This is a genomic window from Flavobacteriaceae bacterium GSB9 (assembly GCA_022749295.1).
Classification (GTDB): Bacteria; Bacteroidota; Bacteroidia; order Flavobacteriales; family Flavobacteriaceae; genus Flavisericum.
The window spans coordinates 1,066,455-1,084,275 of sequence record CP062007.1 but is presented as its reverse complement, the minus strand read 5'-3'; the positions used below and the strand labels follow the sequence as shown (position 1 = coordinate 1,084,275).

The 17,821-nt window shown below is 38.4% G+C and carries 11 protein-coding genes and 1 pseudogene; 4 read left to right on the top strand and 8 right to left on the bottom strand.

Annotation, left to right across the window (positions count from 1 at the left end; translation table 11 throughout):
* Positions 1-45: 45 nt before the first annotated feature.
* On the top strand, positions 46-270 hold the full coding sequence (locus GSB9_00914) for a hypothetical protein (GenBank protein UKM64367.2): 225 nt from the start codon (positions 46-48) through the stop codon (positions 268-270).
* On the opposite strand, the gene GSB9_00913 is transcribed toward GSB9_00914, so the two are convergent.
* The 8 genes and pseudogenes from GSB9_00913 to GSB9_00906 all read right to left on the bottom strand — a co-directional run bounded on the left by GSB9_00913 (position 267) and on the right by GSB9_00906 (position 14,281).
* Positions 267-701, bottom strand: coding sequence for a universal stress protein (locus GSB9_00913; protein ID UKM64366.1), 435 nt, complete (start codon positions 699-701; stop codon positions 267-269). The genes GSB9_00914 and GSB9_00913 overlap by 4 nt on opposite strands.
* Positions 702-776: 75 nt before the next feature.
* Positions 777-1,376 (bottom strand): annotated as a pseudogene (locus GSB9_00912) (YdeI/OmpD-associated family protein).
* A 189-nt stretch (positions 1,377-1,565) separates the two neighbouring features.
* Positions 1,566-2,153 (bottom strand): nitrite reductase, encoded by a 588-nt coding sequence (locus tag GSB9_00911; GenBank protein UKM64364.1) that lies wholly within the window; start codon positions 2,151-2,153, stop codon positions 1,566-1,568.
* A 494-nt stretch (positions 2,154-2,647) separates the two neighbouring features.
* Entirely contained in the window at positions 2,648-5,074 is a 2,427-nt protein-coding gene (locus GSB9_00910; GenBank protein ID UKM64363.2) for a DUF4982 domain-containing protein, read from the bottom strand.
* Between the two features lie 157 nt (positions 5,075-5,231).
* Positions 5,232-7,994 carry an alpha-amylase family glycosyl hydrolase gene (locus GSB9_00909; GenBank protein ID UKM64362.1) on the bottom strand — a complete coding sequence of 921 codons (2,763 nt, stop codon included), beginning with the start codon at positions 7,992-7,994 and terminating at the stop codon, positions 5,232-5,234.
* A gap of 181 nt (positions 7,995-8,175) precedes the next feature.
* A complete protein-coding gene (locus GSB9_00908; GenBank protein ID UKM64361.1) occupies positions 8,176-9,525 on the bottom strand; it encodes a SusE domain-containing protein in 1,350 nt (449 codons plus the stop codon).
* Between the two features lie 19 nt (positions 9,526-9,544).
* Positions 9,545-11,092 (bottom strand): RagB/SusD family nutrient uptake outer membrane protein, encoded by a 1,548-nt coding sequence (locus tag GSB9_00907; GenBank protein UKM64360.1) that lies wholly within the window; start codon positions 11,090-11,092, stop codon positions 9,545-9,547.
* A gap of 12 nt (positions 11,093-11,104) precedes the next feature.
* A complete protein-coding gene (locus GSB9_00906; protein UKM64359.1) occupies positions 11,105-14,281 on the bottom strand; it encodes a SusC/RagA family TonB-linked outer membrane protein in 3,177 nt (1,058 codons plus the stop codon).
* 249 nt (positions 14,282-14,530) lie between these two features.
* Between GSB9_00906 and GSB9_00905 the strand changes: the two genes are divergently transcribed.
* From GSB9_00905 to pgmB, 3 genes are all read left to right on the top strand, one after another.
* A complete protein-coding gene (locus GSB9_00905; protein ID UKM64358.1) occupies positions 14,531-15,604 on the top strand; it encodes a LacI family transcriptional regulator in 1,074 nt (357 codons plus the stop codon).
* A gap of 132 nt (positions 15,605-15,736) precedes the next feature.
* A complete protein-coding gene (locus tag GSB9_00904; GenBank protein UKM64357.1) occupies positions 15,737-17,095 on the top strand; it encodes an MFS transporter in 1,359 nt (452 codons plus the stop codon).
* 14 nt (positions 17,096-17,109) lie between these two features.
* The gene (gene pgmB, locus GSB9_00903; GenBank protein ID UKM64356.1) at positions 17,110-17,787 is read left to right on the top strand and encodes a beta-phosphoglucomutase; all 678 of its coding nucleotides are present in this window, start codon (positions 17,110-17,112) and stop codon (positions 17,785-17,787) included.
* The last annotated feature ends 34 nt before the right edge of the window (positions 17,788-17,821 follow it).

Genomic DNA, 17,821 nt, shown 5'->3' with positions numbered 1-17,821 from the left:
TTAACCACTTTAGCTCCAAAAGGAAAACTGCATACAGTTGGCGCTGTGTTAGAACCAATGGCTATTCCGGCTTTTAGTTTAATAGTTGGAGAAAAATCGGTTGGCGGCAGCCCTATTGGGAGCATTGCGCTTACGCGGAAAATGTTGGAGTTTTGTGTAAGGCACGATATTTACCCGACGGTAGAGGAATTTAAAATGGAAGATGTTAATAAAGCATTGGAACATTTAGAGGAAGGGAAAGCGCGTTTTAGGTTGGTGCTTAAGGCTTAATCTAAAGGCACGATAAGTACGGGAATTTTCGATTCCTTGATAATTTGCTTGGAAACACTACCAATTACGGCATTGTAAAGAAAACCGTGGTCGTTGTAACCCGCAATGATTAAGTCTATATTTAGGGTAGAGGCCTTTTCCATAATGGTTGAAACAGTAGTACCTTGAATAAGTAACGCTTCTGAATTAATCCCTTTATTTTTGAGTAATGTACTGTACTCTTGAATTTGTTTATGTTCGTCTCTCAACTTATTGGCGCGAAAATCACGTTCTTGTTGTGGACCTGCTTCGTAGCCTACAAAATCAGGGTTTGGTGCGGCAATATGAATGACCCAAACTTTAGAGTTGAATTTTTCAGCAAGTTCAACGGATTTGTCCAAAAGGATTTGTTCATGGCCGTCAAAATCTATGGTAACCAATATATTTTTCATAAAACAGTTTTAAATGAAATGCTAAATAAAAGATACGAATTCTTTAGTTTGAAAGAAAGCACTAATTAACTAAAATTAGCAGTTTTTGTACTTATCGTTTAAACCGATACCTTTAGAAATCAAAGGCGTTATTTTATCGAGGCGCTTTTGTTTGGTTGTTTCGCGTTTTGCGCTGTTGATGTATTCACAATACTCGCGTTGCTTGTAAGGTGTTAAATTTTCAAAAGCTTTTTTTAATGTGTCATTTGAATTTAAAAGTTTTTACAGTAATTCTGGTATAACAGTTTTCTTTTTACTGTGGTCGGGTTTTAATTCCTTGCCCAATCTTTGATTTTCAATAGCTTCCTTTACGTAGGTTAAAACCTTGTTCCTATCGATATCTTCAATCGATTCAAAGCGCATTTGCCGTAGTGCCTTAGTTTTGTTTTCTTGGGCGTTAACCAAAAGGTTGTGTTCGTCTTTTAAAAACACACCGTTAAAAAACCAGATGTCAAAATGGTGTTTAAAAGCCCCCAAACCTAACACATTTTTTCCGTTAACAGTATAAACCGGTGCACCCCATTTTATAGTTTCTTCAACTTCAGTAGAAGCGATAATATCTCGCAGAAGCGTGAATGCGTCATTGAATTTGGAGTGGTTTTCTATATATTCTTCAACGGAACCGAATTTTTTCATTTGAAGTAGTTTTTATGATTTAGTTCTAAATGAAGTTTTGAAAGTGTTCGTTTAAAGGCTCGTTTAACCGTCAGTTACGGGTTTATATGCGTTAATTTTCGTTTAAGCACTGACGCTCGCAATTCCGAGTGGATTCGGACGTAGTCGAATCCGCCGTAATTGCGGTTATACATTGTTGCCAATAGTATTTTATTCAACTGTTTTTTCAATTAGTTTTAATTCTCCGTTTTCAACTTTCCAATGTTCATAATATTCTTTGTCCTCTGAATTATGTCCAATAACAAATCGTTCTATCAGTTTTGGAATTCCGTTTTTCAATTCATAAATATCTCGACCGTGTTCACAGCAACCGTTTCTCCAAGTCGAATTAATTTGCTTTTTTTCGTAATCAAATTCAGGTGATGTTATTTCTCCGTAATCTTTGTTTTCCTCAAAGAGTTCATTTGTCGGATTATAAATCCAAAAAAGAAAAGGAACATTCGGTCCAGCTGGAAGAAACTCCATTAGCTTAAAATCCGTTTTTCCGTCAAAATTCATATCCTCTATTGTAAATAATTGGTCGTTTGGAAAAGTTTTACTGAAATAGTTTTCGCTCGGTTTTATAGTTTGCGTTATGATTCCATTTTTCAGAACCTCAATTTTAGTTATTTCACAGTCATTTTCTCCGCATTTTTTGGTCAGACAAAATTCAAATTCCGCATTCGAAAACTTAATAATTTCTTGTGAATAAAGTTCAAATGAAAGCAGAATTGTTAATATCAGCAGAGTTTTTTTCATATTACTGGCAACTTAAAGATATAGACTTTTTCAATTGTCTATATAGATAGTTAAACGAAGTTCGCCATTTTTTCTCACAAAATCAAATAGTCGTTTAAAGCTGGTTTGTAAACTTATAGGCAGTGTGGTTGGATAGCTATGTGCAAAAGATTAAATAAAAAGTGTTAGTATTTAGCTAACTATTTAAACGGTAGAAAAGCCCTTTTCTTATATTTTAAATTTATGCTTAAGATTAAATAATGGTGTACTGTTCTCAACTTCAAGATGTAATTCGGCAATTGTTTTCATAGAAAAGGCTTAGTTTTATTGTAGAGAAGGTTTTTTAAACTTTTAATTGAATGTTGATAATCAATAATAAAGTTCGATGTCAACCTGAACTCGTTTCAGGTTCTCACCATAAAACATCAACCTTTAAAGTTGTTATGGGATGCTGAAACGAGTTCAGCATAACAGAAAAGGTAACATTTTTACACAAAACGGACAATCAGAAACTTTTAGTATTTTGAAGTAATAGCTACTTCTCCTTTTTTTAAACCTTTACCCATTACAGTTAATTTTATGTCGCCAGGTTCGTTTTCCGATTGTACCAGCACAACCAATTTTCCACTAAACAGTTTCATGGTGGGTAAATGAAATAATTCCAATGATGTGGCATCACCATTACATGCTGCTCTATAAGTTCCCTTTCCAGATACTTTAAATTTTAGCTGATTGTTTGCTGTGGGACAGGGAATGTCATTTTTATCAACTACAGATACTTCAACAAAACTAATGTCCTTACCACTAGCTTTTATGGTTTTTCGGTCGGGCGACAAAACAATTTTATATGGCTTTCCAGCGGTTTTCATGCTTTTTTCTGCAACAGGATTTTGGTTGTCATCAAAAGCTACGACTTTAACGGTGCCCGGCTCATACTTTATGTCTGTCCACATCAATCGATAACGGTGTTGTGGCGATTCATTTGTTTTCTTTTGAACGCCCATGCTCTTTCCGTTTACAAACAATTCAGCACTGTTGTAATTGGTGTACACAAAAATGGGAGTGGTTTCGCCTTCTCGGCCTTTCCAGTTCCAATGCGGTAAAATATGTAAAGTTTCGTCTTTAGTGTTCCATCGGCTTCGGTATAAATAAAAGCGGTCTTTTGGCAGTCCGGCCAAATCTGAAATCCCAAAGTAAGAACTTCGCGACGGCCAATACTCATCGTAGGGCGTAGGTTCGCCCAAGTAATCAAAACCGGTCCAAACAAATTCGCCAATCACCCAAGGTTTATCGTCCTGTAATACGAAATCTTCATCGGGAACATTGCTCCAGCTGCAGGCCTCCAAATCGTATGACGAGCATTGTAGGTCGTCATACTGTTTCATTTTTGCCTGTACTACAGGGAATTTATAAACTCCACGAGAACTGACCGTTGATGCTGTTTCTGAACCTAAAATAAAACCTTGAGGAAATCTATTGTAAGCTTCTTCATAGAGATGAATGCGATAGTTAAGCCCAGGGACGTCGAGTAAGGCTCCAAAGCCCGATTCCATCACTGCTTTTACACGGTCCATGCCCACAGTTACGGGGCGGGTGGGGTCTTCTCTATGAAAAATATCCTGAAGCCATTTAGCCCTTTTTACGCCAGCAGCACCATGTTGGTCGGGTACTTCGTTGCCCGAACTCCACATGACTATGCACGGGTGATTTCTTGTAGCTCTTACCAGATTAACGATATCTTTCTCGGCATATTCATCAAAAAAACGATTATAGCCGTTTTCTACTTTGGGTTTTTTCCATTCATCAAAACTTTCGGCTAAAAATAAAAAGCCCATTTCATCGCAGAGTTCCAATTGTTCCAATGAAGGCATATTATGAGCACTTCTAATGGCGTTGCAACCCATATCCTTTAAAATGGTGAGTTGACGTTTTAATGCAGCTTTATTTACCGCCGCCCCTAGCGGGCCTAAATCGTGGTGTAAACAAACGCCTTTAAATTTGGTGGTTTTGCCGTTTAAACTAAACCCTGTTTTTCGTTTATATTTTATGCTTCGAATACCGAATCGCGTTGAAATTTCGTCTTTTAACTCGTTGTCAACATATAATTTGGAAATGGCGGTGTATAAATACGGGGTATCTGGGCTCCAGAGTTTTGGGTTTTTTACTTTAATATTTTGGTCGTATTCATTGCCAAAAGTGGTGGTTGATTTTAAAGAAGCGACCTCTTTTCCGTCGGCATCAAAAACGGTAGTGATTAAATACCCATTTGTATTTGAAACTTTAGTTTTTACGTTCACTTTGGCAATACTATCGGAAATATATGGAGTTGTAATAAATGTGCCCCACTGGTTGATGCTTTCTTGGTTTTTAACAATGAGGCTTACTTTCCGGTACAGCCCGGCACCAGGATACCAACGCGAAGCAAATTCCCGATTGGTAAGCTTTACCGCCAAAGTGTTTTCGCCTTCTGAAATCAATTCGGAAACATCAAAATAAAAATAACTGTAACCGTAACCCCATTCACCCACTTTTTTACCATTTAAATATACTTGGGGTTCGCTCATGGCACCTTCAAAAAGCAAAATTATTTTTTTATTTTTTTCGGTTTGGGTAATGTTAAATACATTTCTGTACCAAGCCGTGCCAACATGCGGAAGGGCACCGGTACGTCCTGTTTTTTCGGTGGCTATTTCTTCGCCGTTTTGCACAATGGCTACAGTTTGCTTGTCGATTTCTTTATCGAATGGACCGTAGATGGCCCAATCGTGAGGTACGCTTACGGTTTCCCATTTGGAATCGTTAAATTGTATTTTAGAAGCATTTTCATGGTCTCCTTTTTGAAATTTCCAATTGGTGTCTAGGGTTTTTACCGTTCTGGTTTGTGATTGGCTGGTTTGAATAAAACCTAAAAGTAGGATGAATAATAGTTTTAAAATCTTCATTTTTAATTTTTTGAAATTGATTTCACCAAAGCGATGGCCTTCCATTTTTTTAGTGATATCCAAATATAATTTTTTTAAGCTTACCCAAGTTCAAAGGACAAAAAAAAGCCCCTTTTTTACGGGGGCTTTCAACAAACTAAACTAAACAAACTGCAATTTAGAACTTCACAATTTTTTTTGTGATTTTTCTATCTCGATCAGTCGTTATTTTAACTAAATACAAGCCTTTGGGCAATTCTGAAATATTAAAGGCTTGATGTTTTTGCAAGTTCCCAGTAAAAGTTTTTACCAGTTTTCCGGTAACATTATAAATACTGATAGCATCAATCGGTTTGTTGATTGAAAATGTATTATTAACCGGGTTGGGGTATATTTTCATGGTGTTGGAAACTACTGAGCTGGTGCTTAAATTTTCCGTTTTTGCATATAGTCTGTATTCCCCAGGCTGTAAACTTAAAGATGCCGTTGGATTGGTGACGTTAATTGATGTCTCAGAAAATTGCTCGTACCATGTTCCGGTTGATGGGAAGTTTGGATTTACAGATTGTGTGGTTACATCAAAATTGGCCACTATAACCACGTCTAAACTACCAACGTTGTCATACAAATTGATGCGTTTAATCAGGCCGCTAACACTTAAATTATAATTATCCGTATTGAATGTTGAAGGAAACTGTTTTTTCATGGCAATCATTTTGGCGGTAACCTCTTTTAAATCCAAGCGGTCAGCATCATTGTTGTACCCTAGCGTCCATGCTACGGGTTTTTCGTCTAGCCTGCAACTGCCATCATTAATATCATCATCGCAGTTAATGCTTTTGTCGTAACCCAATTCGCCAAATTGCCAAATCATTTTTGGGCCAGGAATGCCATAAAAAACTACAGAAGCCGCTTCTTGTCTATCAAGGCTCGTGGCTAAATCCTTAACGTTATATCCGCCGTTTGAATTCCCGTAAGCCAAATTTTTCACCATTAAGCGCTCTTCGTCGTGGCTTTCCATATAGCCAACAATGTGTGGGTTGTTCCATCCTCTGTTTTGATAAGATAGCCACGATACATCGGCTCCATCGCTATACCCCATAGTATTTTGGTTAAAACTGTGGTTAAGGTTTCCCCAAAGCATAATACCGTAATTGGCCAGTTCGGTTTCTTCGTTGTTATCTGACAAATGTTCGAAAATCACATAAGCTTCATTGCCAGGGTTGTTAGCCCAAACATGGTCGGCATAGGCTTTAAGGTTTTCAATTCTATCGGCATCATAAGCGCTGGCCCAGTTGTTGGCACCCGTATAAATGGTGTTAGAAAGCCCTTTGGTAAAATCGAAACGGAAACCGTCTATTTTGTATTCGTTCATCCAAAAACTCAACACATCGTTAAAGAAATTTACAGTATATGAAGATTCGTGGTTGAAATCGTAGCCCCAATGCGCCGAGGTGTTGTCCACCAAATTATGGTTTTGGTTGTAGTACGGACTATCGGCTGCCGGAATGTTATTAGTGCTGTCCCAATACATTTGTAAAAGTGGCGATTGGCTGTACGAATGGTTAAAAACAACATCGGTTATCACGGCCATACCGCGTTGGTGGCAGGCATCAACAAACGCTTTTAAATCGTTGTTCGTGCCGTAGGCCTTATCCAAAGCCATGTAAAATGAAGGGTTGTAGCCCCAGCTAATATTGCCTTCAAATTCATTAATGGGCATGAGTTCAATGGCATTGACTCCCAAATTTTCCAAATAATCCAAATGCGTCATGGCATCTTGATAGGTGCCATCTTCGGTAAAATCGCGAAGCAACAGTTCATAGATTACTAAGTTTTCTTTGTTGGGTTTGATGAACGAGGTGTTCTGCCAAGTATAATCTGTTTCATTAATTTTAAAGGTTGAAACAATTCCTGTGGTTTCGCCCTTAGGGTATGGCATTAAATCGGGATAAGTAGAGGAGGGGATGTACTGGTCGTTATTGGGGTCCAATACTTTTTTTGCATAAGGATCGGCCACCTTTATGGTGTAATCAATAACGTACTGGTAGGCGTATTCGGAATTGGCATCCAGTCCTGAGACGGTAAGCCAAAAATGGTCGCCATCCTTTTTCATTTGATAGTTTTCACTCAGTTCCCAATTATTAAATCCGCCAATAAGAAATACATCAGTTTTGCCGGGCGCTTCTAAAACAAACGTTACCGTACCATCTTCATTATCGTTAAAGCCATTTAAAATTCCCGTTGGCATCGTGGCGTTTTGGGTGGGTGTTTTTACATATACCGAAACACTTTCCTGTTTGGTTTCGCCACCTTGGCTGGCCGAGGCCTCAATGGTATGTATTCCCGTTGAAGTAAAGGTGTAAGATGTTGAAATAGAAGTTGCATTTGTAGCCGTTTCCACGGAATTTGAATTGACTTTCAATTCTAAATAGGCATTAATGCTCGATGCTGCACTAATGGTAATATTGTCGTTTAAATTAAAAACAGAGTCATCGGAAGGATTTGTTATGTTAATGTTTAAACCTTCAGCATAAATAGGAATAAAAATATCGGGTCTGGATTGGGCATTCCCGGCACTGTTACGAAAAACTATAGCAATGTTGGTAACGACTTCACCAGCAGTGGTTCCGTAATACGTTGGGATATTGGGGGTAATGTTCAATTCGTAAGTATTGGTTCCCGTTCTGTTGAGTTTGGGTTGTGTGGTGTTATTTCCCCAAGATCCAATAACGTGTTTCCAATCGGTGTTGCTAGTTGATGCCGTTGTAATAACTCCTGTATGGGCGTAAACGTCTCCGGTGTAGCCTTCCAATTCTGTTCCAGTGGCATTAAAAAAGATGGTAATGGCATCTGCTTCAGTTGGAATGGCCGGAGAGGTGTTAACCTGACCAAAGGAAAGGGCAGAAGCCAGTAAAAAAAGTAAGTATATGTTTTTCATTTTTTGTTGTGATATTTTTAATTGCTAGATAAAACTTGGAATTCAATCATATTGATGAAGAACCATTTTCTTAGTTCTATTAATGGTTTTTTTATGAAAAGAGGTTGCATTATAACACAACACAACCTCTCACCAATCATTTTAGTTTACAAGTTTTATAAACTTGTGCAGCACTTGCTTTCTATCTTTTTCCTAGATAGTATGCAGGCCCAGAAGGATCGTTAAAATCTATGCTTATAACATAATTTCCAGCTTCAACCGCAATGTTGTTGTCGGCATCTTGGTCCAAAATATTATCGCCATTGGCATCACCGTAATCGCCATTCCACTCGTTGTTAGGTCTGAATTTAAGTTCGCCATCAACTAGCGTTACATTTTCAGCAAACCAAACCCCCGGTTGAATTTCGGTTAAACTGGCATCAGGCGTTTCACCCCAGTTGTTGTATCCAGAGCCTACGGCTCCCCAAACGGTTGCCGGTTCAATGGAATAGGAGTTGTCTTTTAAATCGACGGTAACCAAATAATGTCCTTCGGTAACTGCAATATTGTTGTCGGCATCGGCATCTAAAATACCATCACCATTAGCGTCACCTAAATCGCCACCCCATTCGTTGTTCATTCTAAATTTAATTTCGCCATCAACAAGTCTTACACCAGCTTTAAAGGTGTCGGTTGTGTAATCATAGTAGAGTTTGGCATCAGGCGTTTCGCCCCAATTGTTATAGCCAGAGCCCACAATACCCCAAGAGAAAGGTTCGATGGAATATGAATTGTCATTGGTGTCAATTGTTATTTTGTAATCTCCAGCGGTAACAGCAATGTTGTTATCTGGATCGGCATCTAAAATACCATCGCCATTGGCATCACCTAAATCGCCGCCCCATTCGTTGTTTTCGCGGAATTTAATTTCACCATCTACTAAGTTTATATAAGAAACGATAACACCAGCTGATGAGGTTGTATAGAATTTTCCATCAGCAAAAGCACCCCAATTGTTGTAGCCTGAACCAACAACGCCCCATGATGCTACTTCAAAAGCCCCACCACCTTCAACTATTTCAGGTAAAATAATCGTGAGGGCCTCAGGGCTTGAAAATGTTTCCAGTCCTTCGGTACCTACAAAGGCTTTAATTCTGAAATAGATTTCTCCCGTGTTTGGGTTTTCGGTATTTGGGTCGTTATCTAAACCGGCAGCTTCAGCAAAACTTAACATTTCCCCAATTGTAATTGCCAATTCATTTCCGTTTGTAGTTCCTAATGAAGTAGCATCGGAGAAGTCTCCTGAAACAGAATTTTGCAATTCATAACTAACATTTGTTGGGACACCAAAATTGGCATCTTCCCAAGTAAAGCGTTCACCTATGTTATTGGCTGTGGCGGCGGTTAATGTATATTCAGCTAAAAATGAGTTTGAAAAACTTATACCTTCAGCAGGTTTTTGAGCCGTAAAAACTAACTCGTCATCTTGCTCGCAAGATACAAGGCCGATTACAGCAATTAATAGTAACGATAAAATTTTGATATTTTTCATAATAGTGATAATTAGTTTTTTAATAACCTGGATTTTGAGTTAAGTTGGGATTGGCCTGTAATGCTGAGGCTGGAATAGGGTAAACATTGTATGTAGCTGGAATTGATGCTCCATCTTTTACGCCACCTTTCCAAGGCCATAAGTAGGAACTTCCTGTGAACCTTCCAAACCTTATTAAGTCAGTACGTCTGTGGCCTTCAAGATTTAATTCTCTTCCGCGTTCATCAATTATAAAGTCAAGGGTTAAATCACCTTGTGAAACCGTACTAGCGTTAGATCGTGTTCTAACGGCATTTACATATTGCACTGCAGTTCCCATATCTGTTCCGGCTGCATTTCTAATTGCGCACTCTGCATACATTAAATACGCATCTGCCAATCGGAAAAGGGGAAAGTCGGTATTGGCAAAGCTTGTGGGAGTAGACCCTCCAGAAGAATTGGTATTTCTAAATTTAGTTGATGGGTAGCCGTCAATCCAGGTTTTGTAATCTTCCATTTCGTAGTTGTGCCCTTCGGTCCAAAACAAGCTGGCTCTTACATCTGTTGAAGTTTCTAAATCTCCAAACAAACCATACCAGGCTTTAGATGACCTGTGGCCGCCCCAGCCTTCTGTAGCTCCAAAATCAGCCAATGGCATAGTAGCAGAGTTTAAACTACCGTTGATAATGTAAGTGGTATTTCCAAAACTTTGGCTAACCGCAGCATCTGCAATTAGCGGAAATATAATTTCTGGCGAGGTATCGTTGTCTGCTGAAAAGTTTAAAACAAAATTTGTAGCTAACGAATAGTTGCCGTCTGTTATTACTTTATTGGCATATGTTGCGGCGGCGGCGTATCTAGGTGTACCAGTGTATACTTCGGCGTTTAAATATAGTTTTGCCAAAAGCATTTGTGCAGCAGCATTTGTTGCTCTGCCATAGGTGTTGGTGCTTGGCAAAATGGGCTCGATGGCTAGAAGTTCACTTTCAACGTAATCGAACAGTTCTTGTCGTGAAGCTTCGGGAAGTGATTCCGACTGACCAAAATTGTCTTCGGTAGCCAAAACGCCTTTGCCAAAAACGTCAATTAAATAAAAGTAGGCTAAAGCCCTGATATAACGGACTTCTGAAACAACTTCTTCTTTGTTGTTAACATCTACGTTTGGTAAAATAGATAGCAGATTGTTACACTGCGGAATTGTAAAAAATATCCTGTTGTAAAGGTATCTAAAGAATTTGTTCTGGTCGGTCCAGTCTGTTGTAGTGGTTAACTGATCTAACCCATTGTCTCCCCAGCGGTTTTTCATGGCGTCTGCCGCAAAATCCTGTAAGTTTACAATTCCTCTTAAAAAAGGTGATTCGCCGGCATCGTCACTAATATCTGAACTGCCCGAACCTTGGGCGCCAGAAAGCGCAAACGAACCGTAAAGCCTAGAAAGAATACCTTCTACTGCTTGAGGGTCTTCTGCCAAAAGTTCATCGAGAGAGAGTTCAACCAATGGTTTGGTGTCTAAATCGCTGGTACAGCTTATGGTAATTGTACTGAATACTGCCAATCCTAGCATTAATTTTAATATCTTATTTTTCATCGTTTTCATAGTTTAAAAATCAATATTTACACCTAGGTTATAAATTGTGGCTCGAGGGTAGAAGTTCTTGTCTATTCCAAAAAAGTTTTCTGGATCTTGCCCTGAGTAGTTGGTAATAATAAATGGATTGTTAACCGCTCCATAAATTTTTAATCTGGCATTCTTTATAACGTTAGAAAGTGTGTGGCCCAATACTATGTTTTCGCACCTAAGGAAAGAAGCGCCTTCAATAAAATAGTCTGAGTATTGAACGGGGTCTACAATATCTGTAAACACAGGGTTGGCTTCTCCTGTAAAGAAATTCAACTGGTTAAAGAATGAATTTCCGTCTAGAGATTGGGCGTTCTCAATCGCACCCTGCGACAACCTTCTGGAGTTGTATATGTAGCCATCCAACTGGCCTCTTAGGCTAGCACTTAAATCCCAGTTATTGTAATTCATTGTAAAACCAAATCCGAATGTCCAGTTTGGCTGCATAGGCTTGTAATATCTGTCAGCCTCAGTAATTCTTCCGTCATCGTTCAAGTCTACAAAAGCCCCCAATATTGGGTTTCCTTCTTCGTCATAAACTTGTTTGTGCACATAAGCTGACCCGGCTTGTTCTCCAATGGCATGTCTCAAAAGGAAGTTGCCTGTCCCTATATCCAGTCGGGCTTCATCCTTGTTTACCGTAATTTGTTCAACTCCTTTTAAATCGGTTACTTCGGTAATATTGTACGACAGGTTTCCGTTTAAATTCAAGTTGAAGTTTTCATTTTGGACAGGGTTCAGGTTCAGGTTCAGTTCGAAACCTTTACTTTCTGTTGTCCCCACGTTTTGAATGATTTGGTCACTTAAGGCCTGCCCCGGAGGAACACCTGTTAGTACTAATAAATCTCTGGTGTCTCTTTTAAAAATATCAAACGATCCAGATAAAAAGCTATTCGCAAAAAAGTCGAAATCAACACCAGCGTTGTATGTGGTTGTTTTTTCCCAAGTTAGATCGGGATTAAACTCTTTGGCGTTGTAAAGGTTAACTCCGCTAATGTATTGGCTTTGTTGCGAGCCAATTTCGAACAATGGGATGGAGGGATAAAAACCAACTTGCCCAGAAATATCTTGTTGACCGGTTTCACCCCAACCGATTCGTATTTTAAAATCGTTTACAAAATTGACATCTTTCAGAAAGTTTTCTTCCTTAACCTTCCAAGCTACAGCAGCTGAAGGAAAATAGCCCCATCGGTTTTCTTCTGTGAAGAAGGACGAAGCATCTGCTCTAAATGATGCTGTTAGCAAGTATTTATTGGCCAGATTAATGTTAGCTCGTCCAAAAAACGATTGTAAGTTTAGCTCGTTAAAGTACCTGTTGGTCGGGTTGTTTGGGTTAATATTCCTTACGCGATCTCCAGTAATACCATCATTATCTAGGTCATAAGTTTCACCTTGCGTGCCATCTGCACTAAATGCAGGGTCGGCGGTAAATTCATCTTTGTAACCGTCATTTTTAAAGTTTTGGTACGAATAGCCGGCTTGAATGTCGAAATTATTAATAAAAAAATCATTAAATTCCTTACGGTAGGCTAAATATGATTCCATCGTAGTATTTGTTATATGTTGGTTTTCGCCAAAGCTTTTTCCTGGTTGGATAATGTAAGTGCCGTTTGGTAGTGGGTTATCTGGATCGGCACTGCTTACTTGGGTGTAGCTGTTTACGGCTCCATCAGTAAAACGTTCTTCAATCTCTGCACGAGAGGCTTCCAATCCTAAATTTACAACAGCCCTTAATTCTGGTAGAAAATGGAATTTATAATCCAACTCAAGGTTTCCTAATAATCTTTTAACCTTTTCGGGACGCATTCTTTGAAGCAATACGGCCAATGGGTTTGTTGCCCCTATTCGCTCATTGGGAGCATTCGGGTCGTCATTGGGTCTTAGTTGCTGGTAAAAACCGCCAAAAATAGAATTGCCATCATAAATAGGTTTTGTAGGATCCATGGAGACCGACCCACCAATTGCAGCACCTTCGTCTACCGAGTTTTTATCAACGGCCGTACCTTTTGCGTTTAAATCAATTTTTAAGTGGTCGTCAAAAAGTTTTGGAGATAATCTTACCGACGCTGTAATTCTTTCGTAATCGTTAGTTTTTACAACACCTTCAGTTTCATTGTAACCAACAGAGGCTCTAAAAGGTATTTTTTCGAATAAATTAGCGCTTACACCAAAGTTGTAATCTTTTGTAATGGCTGTTCTGTAAATAGCATCTTGCCAATCGGTGTTATAAATAGCACGATCTCCATTTGGAGTGCTTATGATTTGTGCGGGTGTTTCATTTGTGTCTACACTTCCAACAGGTACTCCTAAACTGTTATAACCATCTGGAAAGTACATGTTAATAAATTTTGCGAAAGTAATACCGTCCATGACTTGGACTTGGTCGTTGGAACTTACGCTACTTAACGATGTTCTCGCCGAAAAATTAAATTTAGCCTCGCCAGAAGTTCCTTTTTTAGTAGTGATAATAAGAACTCCATTTGACGCTCTAGACCCGTAAATGGCAGTTGCAGAGGCGTCTTTTAAGATACTGAAGCTTTCAATGTCGTTAGGGTTAATCAAGCTCAAAGGGTTGCCTACTCCAGCAACACCTCCGTTATCTAGTGGAACGCCGTCAATTACAATTAAAGGTGAGTTGTTTCCAGATAATGAAGAACCACCCCTAATTCTAATGTTTGGGGCAGCATCTGGTTGTCCGCCAGCACTTGTAATCCTTACACCAGCGGCTTTACCCTGGAGCAATTGATCTGGCGATACAACAGCCCCTTGGTTAAAATCTTCAGAAGATACTACGTCAACCGATCCAGTAAGGTCTTCTTTCTTTACGCTACCGTAACCGATAATAACAATTTCTTCAAGTTGTGCGGCATCTTCCACTAATACCACATTTAATGTTTCTTGTCCTGTATAGGTTATTTCCTGAGGTTGATACCCCACAAAGGAATATACAAGAACGTCTCCGTTACTAACTTCAATTTCGTATAGTCCATCAAAGTTTGTTGCCGTACCATTAGCGGTACCTTTTACAACAACATTAACTCCAGGTAGTGGAAGGGAGGTTGATTGCTCAGTTACCGTTCCTTTTAAACTATTCTGCCCAAACATAAATGCGGGCAAGGCTAGTATAAAAAACAGCAAACTTTTAGTAGTTGTTTTCATATAATTTTGTTAAATAATGAATTAAATAGTTTAGTTATATTTTCACTTCTCGCATCAAACGTATGTAAAGAAATCGTTAAGAAATAATTTTATATTACGAAATTTTTAACGAAAACGTTTTCGTGTTGAAAACTTTTTAAATAAAAACCTTAAAAATGATAAAAACGTATAATTAAGCGTTATTAAAAATGTTGTCATAACTTTATAAAATGAAGTAAATAATCGTTATTTTTCGATGAATTTTATCTCATGAAAAAGAAAATAACATTAAAGCAAATAGCGAAGGAACTGGATGTTTCTGTTTCAACGGTGTCTAAAGCCTTAAGCGGAAGCAAGGAGATAAGCGAAGATACCACCCAAAAAATAAAGGCTTTTGCGAAACTCTATAATTATAAGCCCAACAATATTGCGCTGAGTTTAAAGAATAGAAAGACCAAAACCGTTGGTATTTTAATTCCTGAAATTGTACACCATTTCTTTTCAACCGTAATTCGAGGCATAGAACGCGTAGCCAATAGGCGCGGGTATAATGTGATTGTAGGCTTATCTAATGAATCGTTTTCCAAAGAAATAATAAATATGGAAATGTTGGCCAACGGCAGTATTGATGGTTTTATTCTTTCTATTTCAAAAGAGACTTTGCTAAAACAAGATTACCACCATTTTCATGCTACCATAAACCAAGGTATGCCTATTGTTATGTTTGATAGGGTGGTAAATGAGGTAGATTGCGATAAAGTAATTGTTGACGATTTTAATGGTGCTGTAAAAGCTGTTAATAAGCTCATAGAAAACGGGTGTAAAAATATAGCTTTGGTTACCACAATGGATTACGTTAGCGTAGGGAAACTAAGAACACAAGGCTATCTTCAAGCTTTAGAAAACCATAATATAGTTCCAGATCCTAACATGATATTAAAAATTGATGATAGCCTAAATGTAGAAAACCATGTAGAACTTCTTGAAACTGAAATCGCCCAATTTATTCAAACCAACTCCACAATTGATGGGATTTTTGCAGTTAATGAGCTATATGCGGTTACGGCAATGAAAGTAGCCAAAAAACTAGGATATCATGTTCCCGACGATATTCAAGTTATTGGTTTTACCGATGGTGTTCTGTCAAAACACTCCACTCCAAGTTTAACAACCGTAAGCCAACATGGTCAAAAAATGGGAGAGCAGGCAGCAAATTTATTGATTGATCGATTGGAAGCTGATGACGCCGAAAGTGAACGATATTTCAGTAATAACAATCAAAAACGCGACTTTATCAAGGTGGTTATAGAGACCGAAATTATTGAAAGAGAATCAACTAAATAAAAATTTATTTGGAAGAATAAAAATCTTTTCTATATCTTTGATGCGAAATCAAAACTTATATTTTCACTTCTCACGTAAGTTTTGATAAGTAAATATCGCTTATCAAATAGTATTAACAAAACATACTATTTAATGGAAAAGCGTAAATTAAGTTTCTGGGAAATTTGGAACATGAGTTTCGGATTTCTAGGGATTCAGATGGGTTTCGCCCTACAAAATGCCAACGCCAGTAGAATACTTCAAATTTTCGGTGCCGACGTTCACGAGTTGTCGTGGTTTTGGATTATTGCACCTTTAATGGGATTGGTTGTTCAACCCGTTATTGGACATTACAGCGATAAAACTTGGGGGCGATTGGGTAGGCGTAAGCCGTATTTTTTAATTGGAGCAATTTTAGCTTCAATTGGATTAATACTCATGCCCCAGGCCGATATGTTCATTGCATTTTTGCCTCCCCTGTGGGTAGGCGCAGGAATGCTAATGATAATGGATGCTTCTTTTAATATCGCTATGGAGCCATTTCGTGCTTTGGTTGGTGATAATTTAAGAACAGACCAACGAACTTTGGGTTTTAGTGTGCAAACGGCGCTTATTGGTTTTGGTGCTGTAATTGGCTCGTGGTTGCCATATGCATTGGCGAACTGGTTTGGAGTTTCAAATGAAACTTCAGCCGGAGCCGTTCCTTCAAATTTAATCTGGTCTTTTATAATTGGGGCTATTATTTTAATTGCCTCCATTTTAATTACTGTTTTAACAACCAAAGAATATTCTCCAGAAGAGTTAGCATTTATTGAAAAGCAAAAGGCACAATCCGACGAAATTGAAGAAGTAGTTCAAGAAGCAGAATCTAGCTTACTGGATATTTTTGAAGATTTTAAAAAAATGCCCACAACCATGCGCCAATTAAGTTGGGTGCAATTCTTTTCATGGTTTGGTTTGTTCGGTATGTGGGTATTTGCAACACCGGCCATAGCACAACATACTTACGGTTTGCCCTATACAGATAGTAGTAGTGCGGATTACCAAAATGCAGGTGACTGGGTAGGTATACTTTTTGGTGTTTACAATTTAGTATCTGCTTTTTATGCCTTCGCTTTACCGTACATAGCCAAAACATTAGGAAGAAAAAAAACCCATGCAGCGTCTTTAGTTGTAGGGGGGGTAGGCTTGCTTTCCATTTACATTATGCCCGATAAAAACTGGCTTATTGTATCTATGATTGGTGTGGGCATTGCTTGGGCCAGTATTTTGGCCATGCCGTATGCCATTTTAGCGGGATCAATCTCTCCAAAAAAAATGGGGGTTTATATGGGTATTTTTAATTTCTTCATCGTAATACCACAAATTATCAATGCTTTAATCGGCGGTCCGCTTGTCAAATATGCCTATGGTAATCAAGCTATACTGGCTCTGGTAATGAGTGGTTTAAGTTTTTTAATCGCGGCATCTCTTGTCTTTAAAGTTAAGGATGTTGATGATGTTGTACAATAGAATAACAAAATAGAATGGATAACAAAATAGGAGTCATTTTCGATTTAGATGGCGTCATTGTCGATACGGCAAAGTATCATTATTTAGCGTGGAAAAACCTCGCAGACAAATTGGGTTTCGAGTTTACCGAAGAGCATAACGAATTGCTCAAAGGGGTTAGCAGAGTTCAGTCTTTAGAAATATTGCTAAGCATAGGAAATGTTCAGCTTTTCGAAGAAAAAAAGCAAGAATTTCTGATAAGTAAAAATGAAGAATATCTCGAGTATATTCATAAAATGAATTCTGACGAAATTCTTCCAGGTGCAGTTGAACTGCTAGATATTTTGGACGAAATGGGCATAAAATATGTGCTTGGCTCTGCCAGTAAAAACGCACCACTTATTTTAAAACAAGTTGGTCTTTTAGAACGGTTTGCAGGAATTGTTGATGGCAATAGTGTTTCAAAAGCAAAACCAGACCCCGAAGTATTCCTTATAGGGGCAAAAAAGCTAAAACTAGAACCAAAGCAATGTATTGTTTTTGAAGATGCCATTGCAGGAATTGAAGCCGCGAATACTGCAAATATGATGTCTATTGGTATTGGCGATAAAATAACACTTGCTGCGGCCGATTTCAATTTTGAGAATTTAACGGAGGTGACCACCGATTTTATTAAGACGTTAGTAAAAGGAAAAAAGCAACAAAAAGTTTAAAAGAGAGAAAAACGGGTCTGTAACCAGAGCCGTG

Coding starts and splice junctions, on each gene's coding strand:
- GSB9_00913 (UKM64366.1), bottom strand. CDS start 701: ATGAAAAATATATTGGTTACCATAGATTTTGACGGCCATGAACAAATC.
- GSB9_00904 (UKM64357.1), top strand. CDS start 15,737: ATGGAAAAGCGTAAATTAAGTTTCTGGGAAATTTGGAACATGAGTTTC.
- GSB9_00906 (UKM64359.1), bottom strand. CDS start 14,281: ATGAAAACAACTACTAAAAGTTTGCTGTTTTTTATACTAGCCTTGCCC.
- GSB9_00909 (UKM64362.1), bottom strand. CDS start 7,994: ATGAAAAACATATACTTACTTTTTTTACTGGCTTCTGCCCTTTCCTTT.
- pgmB (UKM64356.1), top strand. CDS start 17,110: ATGGATAACAAAATAGGAGTCATTTTCGATTTAGATGGCGTCATTGTC.
- GSB9_00911 (UKM64364.1), bottom strand. CDS start 2,153: ATGAAAAAAACTCTGCTGATATTAACAATTCTGCTTTCATTTGAACTT.
- GSB9_00905 (UKM64358.1), top strand. CDS start 14,531: ATGAAAAAGAAAATAACATTAAAGCAAATAGCGAAGGAACTGGATGTT.
- GSB9_00908 (UKM64361.1), bottom strand. CDS start 9,525: ATGAAAAATATCAAAATTTTATCGTTACTATTAATTGCTGTAATCGGC.
- GSB9_00910 (UKM64363.2), bottom strand. CDS start 5,074: ATGAAGATTTTAAAACTATTATTCATCCTACTTTTAGGTTTTATTCAA.
- GSB9_00907 (UKM64360.1), bottom strand. CDS start 11,092: ATGAAAAATAAGATATTAAAATTAATGCTAGGATTGGCAGTATTCAGT.